A 14472-nucleotide genomic window follows, 5' to 3' on the forward strand; every position below is an offset into this window, starting at 1 on the left:
GAAAGGAGTGGATAAGATGACAGAAATTTCTTGCCAATACGCCGAGGAACTGTGTACTCGCAAAGTACCTATTTTCGCCTCTCTTTCTGAGGAGGATTTGGCCAAAGTTAGCGTGATGATTAAACACAGAAAGTATGAGAAAGGGGAAGCGCTGATTCTGGAGGAACAACCTTCGGACACATTATTCATTATTAAGCAAGGCCATGTCAAACTGTTGAAAACAACGCCTCAAGGAAAAGAACAAATCCTGCATATACTGTCTAATGAAGATTTTTTTGGTGAGTTGAATATCTTCAGCAGTGATGAATTAAGTAATTTTAGTGCCTATGCACTGAAAAAGACTGAAATTTGCATGTTCACCAAAGAAGATATGGAACATCTTGTCCGAAACAACCCTGACATTTCGTTAAAGCTGCTCAAAACGGTTACGAAAAGATTGGCGCACGCGGAAAACCTGGCCCAAAGTCTGGCGACAAAGGATCCTGAAATACGTATTGTCCATATGATCCTGGAACTCGTGGATAAATACGGAAAAACAGTCCAGGGACAGATTAAGGTTGAGCTCCCTCTTTCACGCGAAGAATTGGCCAACTATGTCGGAGTTACGCGGGAAACCATCAGCCGCAAATTCAGCAAGTTTGAACGACTAGGTATGATTGAAATCAAAGGCACCCGGGAAATCACGATACGAAATATGCAAAAGCTAAACGAATATATTGATTAAGTCTGAATTACGACCCGCAGAAGGACACTTAAAAAAGTGTCCCTCTTAGAGGGTCCTGCAAAAGTACCTGGTTGTTTTTCCCAAACAAAATCCCGTTTTTAGCGTATGAAAAGGTTTTAATGGGATTTTTGTTATTTTTTTGCCGATTTCACAAGGTCAATCACAGGTCCGCAGATAAAAAGTGGCTCTTGCGGGTCATATGTTTTATTCAGAGTACGGTAAGGGAGCGTGAAAAGACAATGGGAGATTAAATCGTACATTATTCATCGCATGCTTACTTTTGAGAATATATGCTTCCAGGTGTACCTTGTAAAGGAAGTGAAATATAAATTCCATTTCCCCAATCAAGAGTACGAAGTTGTTTGGCTCCCATATTGTATAAAAAGCTGCCAGCCGAAGCTATAATATTTTCTGGGGCACCGTGCAGCAGTCTGGAAATGATTACTCCTACAGTTTGTCCATTAGCGCCGGCATCTAAAGCACGGGCTATATATTGAGTATCGCTATGACTGAAATAGAGCATACAGCCCCACCAAAAGATAGAATAATGGGTTGTATTAAGAGCAACGGCAGATTTAACCCTATCTGTTTGGCCGTTGTAGGTAACGGATAAATCAGAATGAATGACGGCATCTCCATTTTTAACATCTTGATTAAGTAAATTCATCCAAAAGCTAATAGAATGAATAACTGCGTTCGGTACATAGACATTTTTCTTGTAGCTTTCATCCAGTAACAATGTGCCATCTGATTGCAAATGTACATAAGGCTCCAGTTTCTTGCTGTATGGATAGACTATGTTACTGTCAGATACTATGTTGGTTGATTGTTCTGAGTTGGCGGGAGTAGAAGCCAGGGAAGCGGTTGGGGCCATTATTCCGGCGAACAGGGAAGCGGAAAGAGCGATAACAAAAAAATTTTTTTTCATAGAAATTCCTCTCCTATTATAAATTTATAAAATACAATTACCATTATAAACCAATTTTAGTAACATTTAAATAGTATAATTTAAATTTATAATCAAGAAAAATGCAGGCCGCCATTTATCCCGATTTTTTCAGCGGCTGAAGTTGACCATAGGTAAAACAACGCCAGGCCCATTCGGCGGGGCCGAACCGGAAATGACAAAGCCACCAATTGGACAGAGTTATTTGAATAACCGTCAGGAACACGCTGATCAGTACTCCTTGCCGCAAACCAATTTTCCTGTACAGGTGGCCGGGGACAAAGAGTGAAACGCTGATAACCGTATGCAGCAGATAATTCGTGAGAGCCATCTGACCATAGGCAGACAAAGGCTTTAACCAGCGTTTCACACCAGAGTTTTGCAGAAGCAGGATGAGCGTCACGATGTACCCTATCCCCAAAGTAAACCCGCTCACTGTTACAAAAGTTTGATTATATAGGGCAGCATGTTCCCCAGCCGCATATAAAAGAATTATGGCAGTTAAGGAAGGGAGAGAAAGGGCGGCCATCCATATTTGAATTCGGTGAAGCGGCTGACGATAGGAAGCTGCATTGGAGAAAAGTCCGATTTTCCCCGCATAAAGTCCCAGCAAAAATAACCCCAGAATATTGGGGATTACAACTAACTGATTGACGAATGAATCCAAAACTTCGTATTGAAACCGCCATTTTACCCACTCCCAGAGTGAAAGCTGCTGAAACGCGCGGATGGTTTGCTCGGCTTTCTCCGGATCAAATGCACGCATAAGCTCAGGATCTGTCTTACCCGACGATGGCTGCATAGTCCATGCCATAAGGCTTGGAAGAATGACAAAAACAATGAGGAATACCCCGATTAGGACGAACCCCCAATTTCGTATTTCGTATGGTTCCTTCCGGAAAAAAGGGACAGCCAAAAAACCGCTAACCGCATAGATAGCCAGAATATCCCCTTTCCAGAAAAAAATAAGATGGACCAGCCCGATCAGAAGCAGTCCGGTAATTCTCTTTTTATATAAATTCAGGCTATACCCCTTAACCAATGCCCTGGAGACAAATAAATAAAAACCTACCCCGAACAAAAAAGAAAATATAGTATAAAATTTGGCCTGCACAAACAAATCAAATATTAGCCGGATCACACGGTCAGCTCCTGTATAAGTCTGATATTCAGCTCCACTGAACAGGGGCATATTCACGAGCAGAATCCCGATTAGGGCGAAGCCGCGAATATAGTCAAGATCCGCAATGCGTTCTTTTCCGGCTGTTGGTTTAAGCAAAAATATCTCCTCCTTCGCCTGTCTCGATTTTATCGGATATGGAAATGAAAACAAACAGAGATTTGGCCAAACATAAGAATTAAATGCCTTTACGTATCGTTTTTCCTCCGGAAAGCAGGTTTTAACCGCTATATGGTTGGAAATAACTGGAAAAAGTTATATGGATGAGTGATGGAGGAGACCAGATGCGTAATCCGGATACGAGAGAGGGGCAGCACAATCAGCTGCTTACTTTCAATTTTGACGAAAATATTGGTTTTTTGAGGGCTTTAGGTGTGGAACAAAGCTTTGATGTGATTCACAGGAAGTTGGGATTCGCGGGGGTCAGATTCGGACTTTTTTTGTAGACGGTTTCGCCAAAGATGACATCATGATGATTTTGACAAACCGCCTATCCAAATTGCAGCGGGGAGAACTTGTCTTGACGAATAGGAAAAAAATCATTATATTAATAATAGTAATGATAATCATTCTCATCAGGGTTGAGCCGGTTGGTGCTTGAAAGAGATTATGCAGAAATCCTCTGGTCGAATATTATCTGGAATATGGCTGGCATATACTAGCGGTAAACCTGCTGGTTGATCAGCTTCATGATGTGTATGGAAAATAAAAATAGAAAGAGACTGCACATCTTATATATTTTTAATCCTTTGAATATCCTCAAATATTCTCAAAGGGAAATCCCCGCCGGATATTGGTCAAGACCCCATTTTGTAGACATTGAAAAAAGACCCTGGGCGGCAAGCTGGCGTCGGTACTCTGATCTTACCCCCGTCAAGTAGACAGCATTAAAACTGATAGGTCCTAAGCAACCTTAGTACGGTATTCCACCGGACTAAAGTTGCTTAATTTTGCCTGGAACCTGTCGTAATTATAAAACCGTATGTATTTATCTATAGCGGTTTTGAGTGCCTCTTCAGATTCAAAAGATTGTATGTATAGACACTCTGATTTGAAATGCCCAAAAAAACTCTCCGTACAGGCGTTATCCAAACAGTTCCCTTTCGAGACATACTTGTTTTCATCTTGTATTGTTTCAGAAGTTTGCTAAAATGCCTGGAAGTATACTGATACCCCTGGTCACTATGGAGGAGGACACCTTTTGTTTTACGTACTTTTCGGGCTTTCTCCAATGTATCAATCACTAGTTGTAAGTCATTTCTGGTACTTAGGTGGAAAGCAATGATTTCGTTGTTGAATAGATCGCATATAGCGGACAGGTATAGGTTTTTCTGTTTATATGGAATGTAAGTAATATCGGTGACCCATTTTTCATTTGGCCGGGTTGCATGGAAATCTCGGTTTAATACATTATCGGAAACCACACATACTTCTTTTTTTCATAATACCTTTTCTTTTTGCGAATCTGAGCTTGTATCCCCATTTGTTTCATTAAACGATAAACCCTTTTGTGGTTTACGTGTATACCATACGTCTTCTTCAACCAAATTCGCATCCGTGGATATCCTAAGATGCCACGTAGGCGTTGATGTCTTCTACTATCTTTTCCTTTAAGAATTGATCCTCCAGTTGTTTACAAGAAGACGTACCACGTCTTCGCTGCCATTTGTAAAACCCACTTCTGGATACATGAGCGATTTCACAAAGCATTAAGATACTATAACCCTTGAATGAGAGTTGATCCACCACGGCATATTGAGCGATTTTGCTTACGTTTTTCTTCCCCTCCTTTGTAGCGCCCAAAGCTTTTTTAAATATTCATTCTCCGCGCGCAATCTAATTAATTCCTCCTCAGGGCTCAGAGGGTTCTTTCTCGGCCTGCCTTTGTTCAAACCTTTTGATTTCCCACGTTTCTCTTCTAGCCCAGCCATACCTTCATTTTCATAATATTTAACCCAGCGTCTTATTGAAGCCTCTGGAATATTTAACTCTTTAGCAACGCGTTTATACCCTAAACCACATTCAAGATACATCTGAACTGCTTTATATTTCGATTCAGCTGAGTGAGTGCGTTGTATTCTTTTCATTAAAAAAATCCCCTCCAAGTTAACAGTAAGAGTCATTCTCTTAACTGTCTACCTAAAGGGGATAATATCAGAGTACCGACGCCAGCTTGCTGCCTAGGGTCTTTTTTAATGTCTACAAAATGGGGTCTTGACCAGCCAGCTACTGATGCTTTTTAATTTTATTCTCCTACTCCATTTTCAGCATAAGCAATAACTGATTGTTTGGCTGCTTCGTGGGTTTTATCTGGATTAATCCCATTTACCACATATAATAATGAAAACGTTAAGATAAGGAAAACCAAGTATTTTTTAATCTTCACGGGTTAAATACCTCCTTTCAAAATATCCTTAAATTTGACTTTCTGGGAATCTGAAGCATACTCATCAAATTTGTTGAACTCCATGACGCACATTAATGATTCGCGATATTTATGGGCCCGAATGGATAATGAAAGACAATATAAAATGGTTTCCAACCCTTCTGCAAAGCGCTTCCGATTAAATGCATAAATTGCTTTTTGATAATAAAACCTATAGTGTCTTTGGGCAAACACTACATTCTGCTGGGGTATTGAAGGATAGGCATCAGCGAAAAGTTCTAAGATGTGGTCTATATTTAATCTGTATGTATTCGCAGCCTCTAAAATAACTAATAAACTACTTGGAATTCGTTTAGGATGTTCAACGAGGAAATTTACGAATTCGTCAAGAACACCAGTATTCCCTAACCATAATTCTATACAATATCTATTGGCTTTAGCAAATAGGGAAAATTTATCGACCTCTTTTTTTCCTAAGTTGTCCAACAGTTTAAACCAGCTGAGGTCTTCATATCCTTCTATACATGCTTTTGCCTCTTCAAATCGACCTTGTTTAGATAAGGACATACCTTTCAATAAATATGCTTGTCCATAGTAAACAACAAGATGTCGTTCAGTTTCTACTGGTGGTTCCGATATTCTTTGACTATCGAGCTTTCTCACCACCTGTTGATATACAATATTCGATAGTATCCTTAGCTCTTCTGCAAATTGCTGAACCGTGGACCATAATTGCAAACTATAACAAACATTTGCTAATTGCAACAAGGCATCTAGTTGAAAACCTTCAGGCAGTTTTTTTCGAAAGCCTCCAAAACGAACTACTGCTTTTAAGTTTTTATCAGCATCAGATCCAATACTAGCCCTAAAGACTCGATAGTGACTAATGACTAATCGGTCAGAGTGGTTGTACTTTTCTCCCTCGATGACTTCTTCGTAAAAGGAAATGGATTCTTTAACATGACCACTTAGGTATAAATTCTCAGCTACAGAAAACAACAGTTCTGTATACTTGGGGTGATCTGCTAAGATATTGATACCCTCCATGACCAATTCCGTTTTTCCAAGTTCCGCGCAGCGGAATAAAAAAGATTCCATTCGGGGTCTGGCCACTCTACCTTTATAAAAACACTCCGCAAGATAATGCTCATAGTAGTATCCTTCAGGTAAGCCAAGTATTTCTGTTAGCGTATCTAATTGTTTCATGGTGATAGGCCGGAGCGATTTGCCTCGAAGGCAGGCGCTTAAATTCCCAATTTGAGGGCCACCCTTTTCTTCCAAGTGAGAAAGTGTACATCCGGTTTCAGCTATTGCCTTTTCAAGTTCAACACGCAGCGAAATCCTGTTATCCATTTTTTACTCCCCTTATGGTACCATATAATTCCATAATACCGCATTTAGGTTTTTATACAAAACCGTACAAAAAGAAACAGTAAAAATAGCCCAATGGCATCTACGTCAAATCCTGCTTGAAGAAAAATCTCCATAGGTGTCTGTCCATCCTCATACGTTTTCAAGGCAGCCAACTTAAACGCTGGCGCATATGCGGTGATTCTGTCCGTTATGCTGAACATTCGGGTTAGCCTCTAGTTGTTTTATTTCATTTTCTGTGAAAACCCTGGAACTCCTCCTTGATTTCCCCATTATTTCTCCCCTGTTCTTTTCTAGTACATTGATTAAAACACAAATAACCCGTAAGAGGGCTTTTTTCAAAGGTCCATCTTACGGGTCACAGTTCACAGTTCATTTGAGTAGCAAGTAGTCTTTTTTGTTGTTTGATGTTTCATTTATTGTTTAAAAGTGTCCTTCGGAAAAACCAAGCGCAAAAAGAGAAATTTAGGCCTATGAAAACCAAATTTACGACTTTATTGACTTCGGTATCCAACCGCTAGAAAAAAGGGAAATTCACGAGAACGCTGCCGCAAACCCAAAGAGGTGGATAGCAACGATAAGCTTTCGGCTGCAATTTCATCAGCAGGGGAAGCATTCGGGAAAACCTTGGTTTCCTTTCCAAAGTTAAAATTCCCGATGCATTCCAGCAAGAAAAATCAAGAATGCAATGAAATAAACCAGTTTTTCTATGGTTTAAGTGGGCTTTCTTTCGTAGTACCTAAGTAAATACCGCGAACCTGCGATGGAGCAAATACCTACAATCAACATGATAGATATCCTAAATGGAAATAACTTTTATGCCACGATTACTATATAGAGAATCAGGCAAGAGCATCCGGATGAAGAGTTCTATTTCGGTTCTATTTCAAAGACTATCAACATGAGAGAATTTGGCGGGATATTTTTGTTGGTATAGAGGTAGTTGTAGGAACGGTAGTTGGAATTGTATATCACCTTGCAATTCCTGCCATACTTTCAGTCAATGTTAGAATTAGGCTCATCGGCAGAAAAGAGATCCAGCATCAAATGGACCAGATGAACAAACGGCTCGAAACAGCGATCTGGAAGGAATTAGCCGGATACGCTAGATCAAGAAAGCAGCAGAAGAGGCAACAAAAAGAAAGTTCTCAAAGGCTTGAAAAATGTGAAACCAGTAGTCACACGAACAGATTGTGAGTTAAAACTTAAACTTGTCAAACAAAAAATGATGTGCTATTTTATAGTTGTAACCGGTTCCACATTGAGGAGAGAATAAGATTATGGCAACCATTAGAGACGTAGCGAAACACGCGGGCGTTTCGGTAGCTACTGTGTCGCGGGTGATCAACGAGACGGGTTATGTTCATAAAGATACCCGTAAGAAGGTTGAAACTGCTATCAGAGAGCTGCATTATACGCCGAATGAGGTAGCAAGATCTTTATATAAGCGAAAATCCAGACTGATCGGTCTGCTTCTCCCGGATATCACCAACCCCTTTTTTCCAGAGCTTGCGCGCGGGGTGGAGGACGAGATGCAGGAGAATGATTTTCGGATCATTTTTGGCAACAGCGATGAAAATATAAATAAAGAAAAGGAATACATCCAGACTTTCGTGCAAAATAACGTGGTTGGCGTGATTGCCTCCACGAATCATCCGGATACCGATACATATCGGAACCTGGGAATTCCGGTAGTATTTCTCGACCGAACGGCGGATAACCGCCCGGCGGTATATGCGGATGGCCGTGAGGGCGGAAGAATTGCTGCCCATGAAATGATTGCCCGCGGCAGCCGGCAGATAACGGTGATGCAAGGTCCCGATTCGATCCGGCCAGCGCAGGATCGTTATCAAAGTGCGGCTGGCGTGCTGGGCAGTCAAGGAATCGCATTTAATATGATCCAGACTACATCGTTTTCATTCACGGAGGCTGGAATCTGGGCGAAGGAACTGTTCGAGCGGTATCCCGACACCGACGGCGTTATCGCCAGCAACGACATCGTAGCGACAGCAGTGCTTCATGAAGCGCTCAGACTTGGCAAAAAGGTGCCGGAAGACGTGCAGATTATCGGCTTTGACGATATTCCGCTCAGTAGCCTTCTGACCCCGGCGCTGACGACGATCCGGCAGCCTGCCTATGATATGGGAAGAGCATCGGCCGGCCTCTTGATTCAATTGCTGGAAAATGAAAATGTTAATCACAAAATCATTAAGATGCCCGTGACGTTTACGGAGCGGGAAACGACGAGGAAGGTGGAGCAGCATGGCTAAAATTATAGTAGTGGGTAGCTCATCAATCGATTTGGTTGTCACATCATCCAAACGTCCGGGAGCCGGTGAAACGGTTCTCGGCGAAAGTTTCAAAACCGTTCCCGGAGGCAAGGGAGCTAATCAGGCCGTCGCCGCAGCGCGACTCGGTGCCAACGTGACCATGATTGGGCGCGTGGGAAGCGATGCTTTTGCTGAGCAAATTTTGGACAACTTTAAACAAAACGAAGTTTGTATCGACTATGTGGAACCGGTTACACATATGAAAAGCGGAACTGCGCACATCGTATTGGCTGAGGGGGATAACAGTATTGTTGTTGTTAAAGCGGCCAATAATGAAGTAACGCCGGAATATATCGACCGCTGTATGGGAGCTTTTAACGGGGCGGATATGGTGATGCTCCAACAGGAAATCCCGGTGGAAACCGTGACCCATGTCAGCAGGGTGTGCAAACGGCTTGGCATTCCTTTGTTGCTGAACCCGGCGCCGGCCCACCCCCTTGATGAAGAAGTGATCGAAAACGCCGCATACATTACGCCAAATGAACATGAAGCGAAAACTTTGTTTGCATCCCTAAGCGTTTCCGGGGGGCTGCGCAAATATCCGAACAAGCTGTTTATCACTGAAGGCTGCAGAGGTGTCCGTTATTTTGATGGTTTAAACGAAGTGCTTGTTCCTTCTTATAAGGTAGAAACAATCGATACAACAGGCGCGGGAGACACATTTAACGCCGCTTTCGCTGTTGCGCTCGCTGAGGGCAAACCGATTTTCGAGAGCGTCCGTTTCGCTAACTGCGCAGCTTCCTTGTCCGTGACGAAGTTTGGAGCGCAGGGCGGCATGCCGTATCGTCAAGAAGTGGAGGCGCAAATGTAAAATGAAAAAACAAGGCATCTTGAACAGTCATATTTCGAAAGTTTTGGCCGATTTGGGTCACACGGACACGATCGTCGTCGCCGACGTCGGACTTCCGATCCCGGATGGGGTTAAGAAAATCGATCTGGCTTTAACGCTGGGCTCGCCAAGTTTTGAAGAAACCGTTAATGCTATCGCATCCGATATGGAAATCGAGAAGGTCATCATTGCGGAAGAAATGAAAACCCAAAATACGGAAGCGTTCCATTTTGTTGAAGATAAATTTACAGGGTGCGCGATTGAAAATTGCCCTCATGAAGAGTTCAAGCAACTGACCCGCAAGGCCAAAGCCGTGATCCGTACGGGCGAGGCCAAGCCGTTTGCAAATATCATTTTACAGGCAGGCGTCTATTTTGGTTAAAGGGAGGAGCCGTTATGCAGATTCAAATGAAAGGAATCCACAAAGCCTTCGGCAGCAACCAGGTATTATCCGGTGTTGATTTTGACCTGCGCGAAGGCGAAGTTCACGCCTTAATGGGGGAAAACGGTGCCGGCAAGTCAACCTTGATGAACATTCTTACAGGCCTGCACCCAAGGGACGAAGGAACCATCCTCATCGACGGTAAGGAAACGTATTTTGCCAATCCGAAAGAGGCGGAGTGTCAAGGCATCGCTTTTATCCACCAGGAGTTGAATATTTGGCCCGACATGACCGTGGTGGAGAACCTGTTCATCGGAAAGGAGGTATCCTCGCCATGGGGACTTCTGAAGTCGAAGGAAATGAAGACGCTCGCAAAACAGCAGTTCAAAAAGCTTTCCGTCGACATTCCGCTGAACATCGAATCAGGGCAATGTTCGGTTGGGCAGCAGCAAATGATTGAGATCGCCAAGGCGCTGCTCACGAATACCAAAGTCATCATCATGGATGAACCGACGTCGGCGTTGACTGAAAGAGAAATTCAAAAGCTGTTTGAAGTAATCGAGTCCTTGAAGCAAGAAGGCGTATCCATCGTTTATATCTCGCACCGAATGGAGGAGATATTCGAGATCTGCGACCGAATTACGGTTATGCGGGACGGCCGAACGGTAGACACAAAGGATATTCCGAAGACCAATTTTAATGAAGTCGTCAAGAACATGGTCGGCAGAGAGCTGACTGAACGTTTCCCGACACGCAACCCTTCACCAGGCGAGGTTGTTTTGGAAGTTGAGCATGCATCCTGCAAGGGATTGTTTGAAGATGTAAGCTTCAAGGTCCGTGAAGGCGAAATCGTCGGCTTCTCCGGTTTGATGGGTTCCGGCCGCACTGAGATTATGAGAGCGCTGTTCGGACTGGATCGAATGGATCAAGGAGAAATCCGTATGTTCGGTAAAAAGGCAGTGATCAGAAAGCCGGTCGATGCAGTTAAAAATGGAATCGGTTTCATTACCGAAGACCGCAAAGACGAAGGATTGATCCTGGACTTTTCCGTTCGGGAAAACATGGTTCTACCAAGCCTTAGCGAGTTTATAACCAAGGGCATCATCTCATCGCAAAAAGAAAAGTTGTTCGTTTATGCTCTGGTCAAGCGCTTGCAAATTAAAACACATTCATCGGAAACAAAAGCCGGCAATTTGTCCGGCGGAAATCAGCAGAAGGTGGTTATTGCCAAGTGGGTAGGCATCAGTCCGAAGCTGCTGATCCTCGATGAACCAACCCGGGGCGTGGATGTTGGCGCCAAGCGCGAAATATATCAGCTGATGAACGAGCTGACAGGCCATGGCGTTGCCATTATTATGGTTTCCTCCGAATTGCCGGAAGTTCTCGGCATGAGCGACCGCATCGTTGTTGTTCACGAAGGTCGAATCACGGGAGAATTAAGTAAAGAAGAAGCGACACAGGAAAAAATAATGACGCTGGCGACAGGGGAACAGTAATATGAAAATAATCAATGATGCAAAAACAACCAAAGGCTTTCAATTATCGCAAATCACACAAAAGCTGGGACCGCTTCTTGGTCTGATTATTCTGATTATTATTGTATCAGTCCTCAATCCAAGTTTTCTGGAACCGCTTAATATTTTGAACCTGCTGCGGCAGGTATCTATAAACGCACTCATTGCGTTCGGTATGACCTTCGTTATTTTAACAGGCGGCATCGACTTGTCCGTCGGCTCTATCCTGGCGTTATCAAGCGCCTTTATCGCCAATATGCTTGTATCCGGTTTTGAACCAATTCTGGCGATCATCATTGGCTGTTTTCTCGGTGGTATGATGGGCATGATCAACGGTCTCATGATTACCCAAGGAAAAATGGCACCGTTTATCGCGACATTGGCAACAATAACGATTTTCAGAGGGCTTACGCTCGTTTATACCGACGGTAACCCGATCACCGGACTCGGCGACAGCATGACATTCCAGTTGCTCGGCCGCGGTTATCAATTCGGCATTCCGGTTCCTGCTATTACGATGATCATTACCTTTGCGGTTCTGTGGGTGATTTTGCACAAAACTTCCTTCGGACGCAAAACTTATGCGATCGGCGGCAACGAAAAAGCGGCTATCGTTTCCGGTATTAAAGTTTCACGCTTCAAAATCATGATTTATTCTTTGGCAGGTTTGTTCTCCGCTTTAGCCGGAGCGATTTTGACCTCGCGTCTGAATTCGGCGCAGCCGACTGCAGGCACATCCTATGAGCTGGACGCCATCGCTGCGGTTGTTTTGGGCGGTACAAGCCTTTCCGGCGGACGCGGACGTATTGTCGGTACGCTGATTGGCGCACTGATTATCGGTACCCTAAACAACGGGCTCAACTTGCTCGGTGTATCTTCCTTCTATCAAATGGTTGTCAAAGGTATCGTCATTCTGATCGCCGTGCTCATCGACCGGAAGAAATCCGCATAAGGGAGAGGAGAAAATCACATGAAAAAGCTAACGTTTATTTTAATAGCGTTTCTGCTCATTTTAACGACAGGATGTTCCTTGGAACCTCCAGGTTGGGCCAAACCCAAGACGGGCGGAGACCTGAAAGATATAAAAATCGGTTTATCCGTCTCCACGTTGAATAATCCGTTTTTCGTTTCCTTAAAAGATGGTGTGGTTGAGGAAGCCAGAAAGCATGGTATGGAAACGATCGTCGTCGACGCTCAAAACGATTCCGCTAAACAAAGCAATGACGTCGATGACCTGATGCAAAAAGGCGTCAATGTGCTGCTGATTAACCCTACCGATTCCGCATCCATTTCTACCGTCGTGCAATCGGCGAACAGTCTTGGCATCCCTGTTATTACTCTTGACCGCTCAGCAGATCAGGGTGATGTCAAAGCGCTTGTTGCTTCAGACAACGTAAAGGGAGGCAAAATGGCGGCAGAATTCATCGAGAAAATTGTGGGCAAAGGCGCGAAGGTAGTTGAGCTTGAAGGCGTAGCGGGCGCATCGGCAACCCGTGAACGCGGCAAAGGTTTCCATGAAGTAGCAGACCAGAATTTGAAGGTCATCGCCAAACAAACTGCAGATTTTGACCGTACGAAAGGTTTGAACGTCATGGAAAATCTACTGCAGGCAAATCCTGATGTGCAAGCCGTGTTTGCACACAACGACGAAATGGCACTGGGTGCTATCGAGGCTATTAAAAGCTCCGGCAAAGACATCCCGGTCGTCGGTTTTGACGGCAACGATGATGCAATGAAATCGATCAAGGAAGGCAAGTTGACGGCAACCGTTGCTCAGCAGCCTGAATGGATTGGACAGCTAGCGGTTCAAGCCGTATATGATGTTCTCCAAGGCAGGACGGTGGAAAAAACCATCCCTGCACCTCTCAAGCTGGTGACGAATGAGTAAGATCAGGTTATACAGGAGTTGAAACATGAAGTAACTACTACATGAGAAATTACCGGTTGAACTTTTGTACTTACAAGATACGAATGGAAAATACTATTGGGATCAAGTTGATGAGAAAAACCTTAAATATGTCAACTAGCGATGAATTGGACATGTATGGGCAAATCATTTTGCACTCGCAATAATGTGCTTAACTGATCGAAATCTTACTCCTCAATCTATCATGAATATTACGAGTTCGTTAAATGCCCGTTTCAGAGATATCTTTGAATGCTTCAACTTATCGTCTGTTGATGGAGCCGGGTCATATAGAAAAATATGTTACAGGACAAGTGTTGCAGGATCATTCAGATCGACAAAGACAATCTATATTAATTGGTTATAACACCTTTACATTTAACCTAAAAAAATGGATTAGACAACAATAATCTTTATCAAAATTTATGCTTCCACATTTACCGTATGATAACCGTGACTTTAACATACGGACAAAAGCAATAACTAGCCAAAGAATAAACGTAAAGAAGACACATCTGCTATAACCCCCTTATTGCCTGAAATAAGGGCAGAAGGGCATTTAGATGGAATCAGGTAAGCAGACTACGAGAAGCAAAATGCATTGGGGTTTCAATGACCCCGCTAAAGCAACAGGATGCGAAGAAGAGATGATGACCGCGTTCCGACAAGTTCGTGATGATATTAAGGTTCGCATTGAACAGTTTCTGAATGAAGGAAAATAAGCTTATTAGGGTCGGCATCCATTGTCGACCTTAAAGGTTCGAATTGGCGTCTTAGTGTTTTCCTATACTCGCCACTAGTACTTGATGGGTGGTACCGGCAGAGCTGATACTACCCGCAGTAATACCTTCACCTGCAGCTTTTCAAATGTCAGATGCGAGTGAATGTTGCAATCATTTGCGAG

16 protein-coding genes and 2 pseudogenes are annotated in these 14472 nt (G+C 43.4%); 9 read left to right on the forward strand and 9 right to left on the reverse strand.

Annotated elements, in window-relative coordinates; translation table 11 throughout:
• The first annotated feature begins 16 nt into the window (after positions 1–16).
• Positions 17–724, forward strand: coding sequence for a Crp/Fnr family transcriptional regulator (locus BXP28_RS19960; RefSeq protein WP_036655998.1), 708 nt, complete (start codon positions 17–19; stop codon positions 722–724).
• Between the two features lie 274 nt (positions 725–998).
• Here BXP28_RS19960 and BXP28_RS19965 read toward each other — a convergent pair whose 3' ends face one another.
• Both BXP28_RS19965 and BXP28_RS19970 read right to left on the reverse strand, forming a co-directional pair.
• On the reverse strand, positions 999–1652 hold the full coding sequence (locus BXP28_RS19965; RefSeq protein ID WP_023484907.1) for a hypothetical protein: 654 nt from the start codon (positions 1650–1652) through the stop codon (positions 999–1001).
• Between the two features lie 115 nt (positions 1653–1767).
• The gene (locus BXP28_RS19970; protein ID WP_036655999.1) at positions 1768–2949 is read right to left on the reverse strand and encodes a DUF418 domain-containing protein; all 1182 of its coding nucleotides are present in this window, start codon (positions 2947–2949) and stop codon (positions 1768–1770) included.
• Positions 2950–3134: 185 nt separating this feature from the next.
• On the opposite strand from BXP28_RS19970, the gene BXP28_RS22990 reads away from it, so the two are divergent.
• Positions 3135–3296 carry a hypothetical protein gene (locus BXP28_RS22990; protein ID WP_024095253.1) on the forward strand — a complete coding sequence of 54 codons (162 nt, stop codon included), beginning with the start codon at positions 3135–3137 and terminating at the stop codon, positions 3294–3296.
• Between the two features lie 457 nt (positions 3297–3753).
• On the opposite strand, the gene BXP28_RS25375 is transcribed toward BXP28_RS22990, so the two are convergent.
• From BXP28_RS25375 to BXP28_RS23010, 7 genes and pseudogenes are all read right to left on the reverse strand, one after another.
• The gene (locus BXP28_RS25375) at positions 3754–3942 is read right to left on the reverse strand and encodes an IS3 family transposase (protein WP_144083344.1); all 189 of its coding nucleotides are present in this window, start codon (positions 3940–3942) and stop codon (positions 3754–3756) included.
• A gap of 65 nt (positions 3943–4007) precedes the next feature.
• A pseudogene (locus BXP28_RS25380) lies at positions 4008–4274 on the reverse strand (DDE-type integrase/transposase/recombinase); the annotation flags it as partial.
• Positions 4253–4405 (reverse strand): helix-turn-helix domain-containing protein, encoded by a 153-nt coding sequence (locus BXP28_RS25385; RefSeq protein WP_104932598.1) that lies wholly within the window; start codon positions 4403–4405, stop codon positions 4253–4255. The pseudogene BXP28_RS25380 and the gene BXP28_RS25385, both read right to left, overlap by 22 nt.
• 214 nt (positions 4406–4619) lie before the next feature.
• Positions 4620–4937, reverse strand: a complete 318-nt coding sequence (locus BXP28_RS19985) for a transposase (RefSeq protein ID WP_036656001.1) — start codon at positions 4935–4937, stop codon at positions 4620–4622.
• Positions 4938–5095: 158 nt separating this feature from the next.
• On the reverse strand, positions 5096–5236 hold the full coding sequence (locus BXP28_RS23005) for a hypothetical protein (protein ID WP_158225718.1): 141 nt from the start codon (positions 5234–5236) through the stop codon (positions 5096–5098).
• 3 nt (positions 5237–5239) lie between these two features.
• The gene (locus BXP28_RS19990; RefSeq protein WP_036656003.1) at positions 5240–6589 is read right to left on the reverse strand and encodes a hypothetical protein; all 1350 of its coding nucleotides are present in this window, start codon (positions 6587–6589) and stop codon (positions 5240–5242) included.
• A 44-nt stretch (positions 6590–6633) separates the two neighbouring features.
• The gene (locus BXP28_RS23010) at positions 6634–6810 is read right to left on the reverse strand and encodes a hypothetical protein (protein ID WP_024095243.1); all 177 of its coding nucleotides are present in this window, start codon (positions 6808–6810) and stop codon (positions 6634–6636) included.
• 1077 nt (positions 6811–7887) lie between these two features.
• On the opposite strand from BXP28_RS23010, the gene BXP28_RS19995 reads away from it, so the two are divergent.
• The 7 genes and pseudogenes from BXP28_RS19995 to BXP28_RS20025 form a co-directional block, all read left to right on the forward strand.
• Positions 7888–8877, forward strand: coding sequence for a LacI family DNA-binding transcriptional regulator (locus BXP28_RS19995; protein ID WP_036656005.1), 990 nt, complete (start codon positions 7888–7890; stop codon positions 8875–8877).
• A complete protein-coding gene (gene rbsK / locus BXP28_RS20000; RefSeq protein ID WP_024095245.1) occupies positions 8870–9748 on the forward strand; it encodes a ribokinase in 879 nt (292 codons plus the stop codon). Before BXP28_RS19995 ends, rbsK begins: the two co-directional genes overlap by 8 nt.
• A gap of 1 nt (position 9749) precedes the next feature.
• A complete protein-coding gene (gene rbsD / locus BXP28_RS20005; protein ID WP_023484945.1) occupies positions 9750–10148 on the forward strand; it encodes a D-ribose pyranase in 399 nt (132 codons plus the stop codon).
• Positions 10149–10162: 14 nt separating this feature from the next.
• On the forward strand, positions 10163–11644 hold the full coding sequence (locus BXP28_RS20010) for a sugar ABC transporter ATP-binding protein (RefSeq protein ID WP_023484944.1): 1482 nt from the start codon (positions 10163–10165) through the stop codon (positions 11642–11644).
• A 1-nt stretch (position 11645) separates the two neighbouring features.
• Positions 11646–12614 (forward strand): ribose ABC transporter permease RbsC, encoded by a 969-nt coding sequence (gene rbsC, locus BXP28_RS20015; RefSeq protein WP_023484943.1) that lies wholly within the window; start codon positions 11646–11648, stop codon positions 12612–12614.
• Between the two features lie 18 nt (positions 12615–12632).
• Positions 12633–13550 carry a ribose ABC transporter substrate-binding protein RbsB gene (rbsB, locus tag BXP28_RS20020; RefSeq protein WP_023484942.1) on the forward strand — a complete coding sequence of 306 codons (918 nt, stop codon included), beginning with the start codon at positions 12633–12635 and terminating at the stop codon, positions 13548–13550.
• A 611-nt stretch (positions 13551–14161) separates the two neighbouring features.
• A pseudogene (locus BXP28_RS20025) lies at positions 14162–14290 on the forward strand (arsenate reductase); the annotation flags it as partial.
• Positions 14291–14472 lie beyond the last annotated feature (182 nt).

Origin of the sequence: Paenibacillus larvae subsp. larvae, from assembly GCF_002003265.1 — a bacterium.
Taxonomy (GTDB): Bacteria; Bacillota; Bacilli; order Paenibacillales; family NBRC-103111; genus Paenibacillus_H; species Paenibacillus_H larvae.

Bases quoted from the DNA above. Each gene is read 5' to 3' on its own strand.
- BXP28_RS22990 (WP_024095253.1), top strand. From the start codon at position 3,135: ATGCGTAATCCGGATACGAGAGAGGGGCAGCACAATCAGCTGCTTACT.
- BXP28_RS19990 (WP_036656003.1), bottom strand. From the start codon at position 6,589: ATGGATAACAGGATTTCGCTGCGTGTTGAACTTGAAAAGGCAATAGCT.
- BXP28_RS19965 (WP_023484907.1), bottom strand. From the start codon at position 1,652: ATGAAAAAAAATTTTTTTGTTATCGCTCTTTCCGCTTCCCTGTTCGCC.
- rbsC (WP_023484943.1), top strand. From the start codon at position 11,646: ATGAAAATAATCAATGATGCAAAAACAACCAAAGGCTTTCAATTATCG.
- BXP28_RS19960 (WP_036655998.1), top strand. From the start codon at position 17: ATGACAGAAATTTCTTGCCAATACGCCGAGGAACTGTGTACTCGCAAA.
- rbsK (WP_024095245.1), top strand. From the start codon at position 8,870: ATGGCTAAAATTATAGTAGTGGGTAGCTCATCAATCGATTTGGTTGTC.
- BXP28_RS19995 (WP_036656005.1), top strand. From the start codon at position 7,888: ATGGCAACCATTAGAGACGTAGCGAAACACGCGGGCGTTTCGGTAGCT.
- BXP28_RS19985 (WP_036656001.1), bottom strand. From the start codon at position 4,937: ATGAAAAGAATACAACGCACTCACTCAGCTGAATCGAAATATAAAGCA.
- BXP28_RS23010 (WP_024095243.1), bottom strand. From the start codon at position 6,810: ATGTTCAGCATAACGGACAGAATCACCGCATATGCGCCAGCGTTTAAG.
- rbsB (WP_023484942.1), top strand. From the start codon at position 12,633: ATGAAAAAGCTAACGTTTATTTTAATAGCGTTTCTGCTCATTTTAACG.
- BXP28_RS25385 (WP_104932598.1), bottom strand. From the start codon at position 4,405: ATGCGAATTTGGTTGAAGAAGACGTATGGTATACACGTAAACCACAAA.
- BXP28_RS20010 (WP_023484944.1), top strand. From the start codon at position 10,163: ATGCAGATTCAAATGAAAGGAATCCACAAAGCCTTCGGCAGCAACCAG.
- rbsD (WP_023484945.1), top strand. From the start codon at position 9,750: ATGAAAAAACAAGGCATCTTGAACAGTCATATTTCGAAAGTTTTGGCC.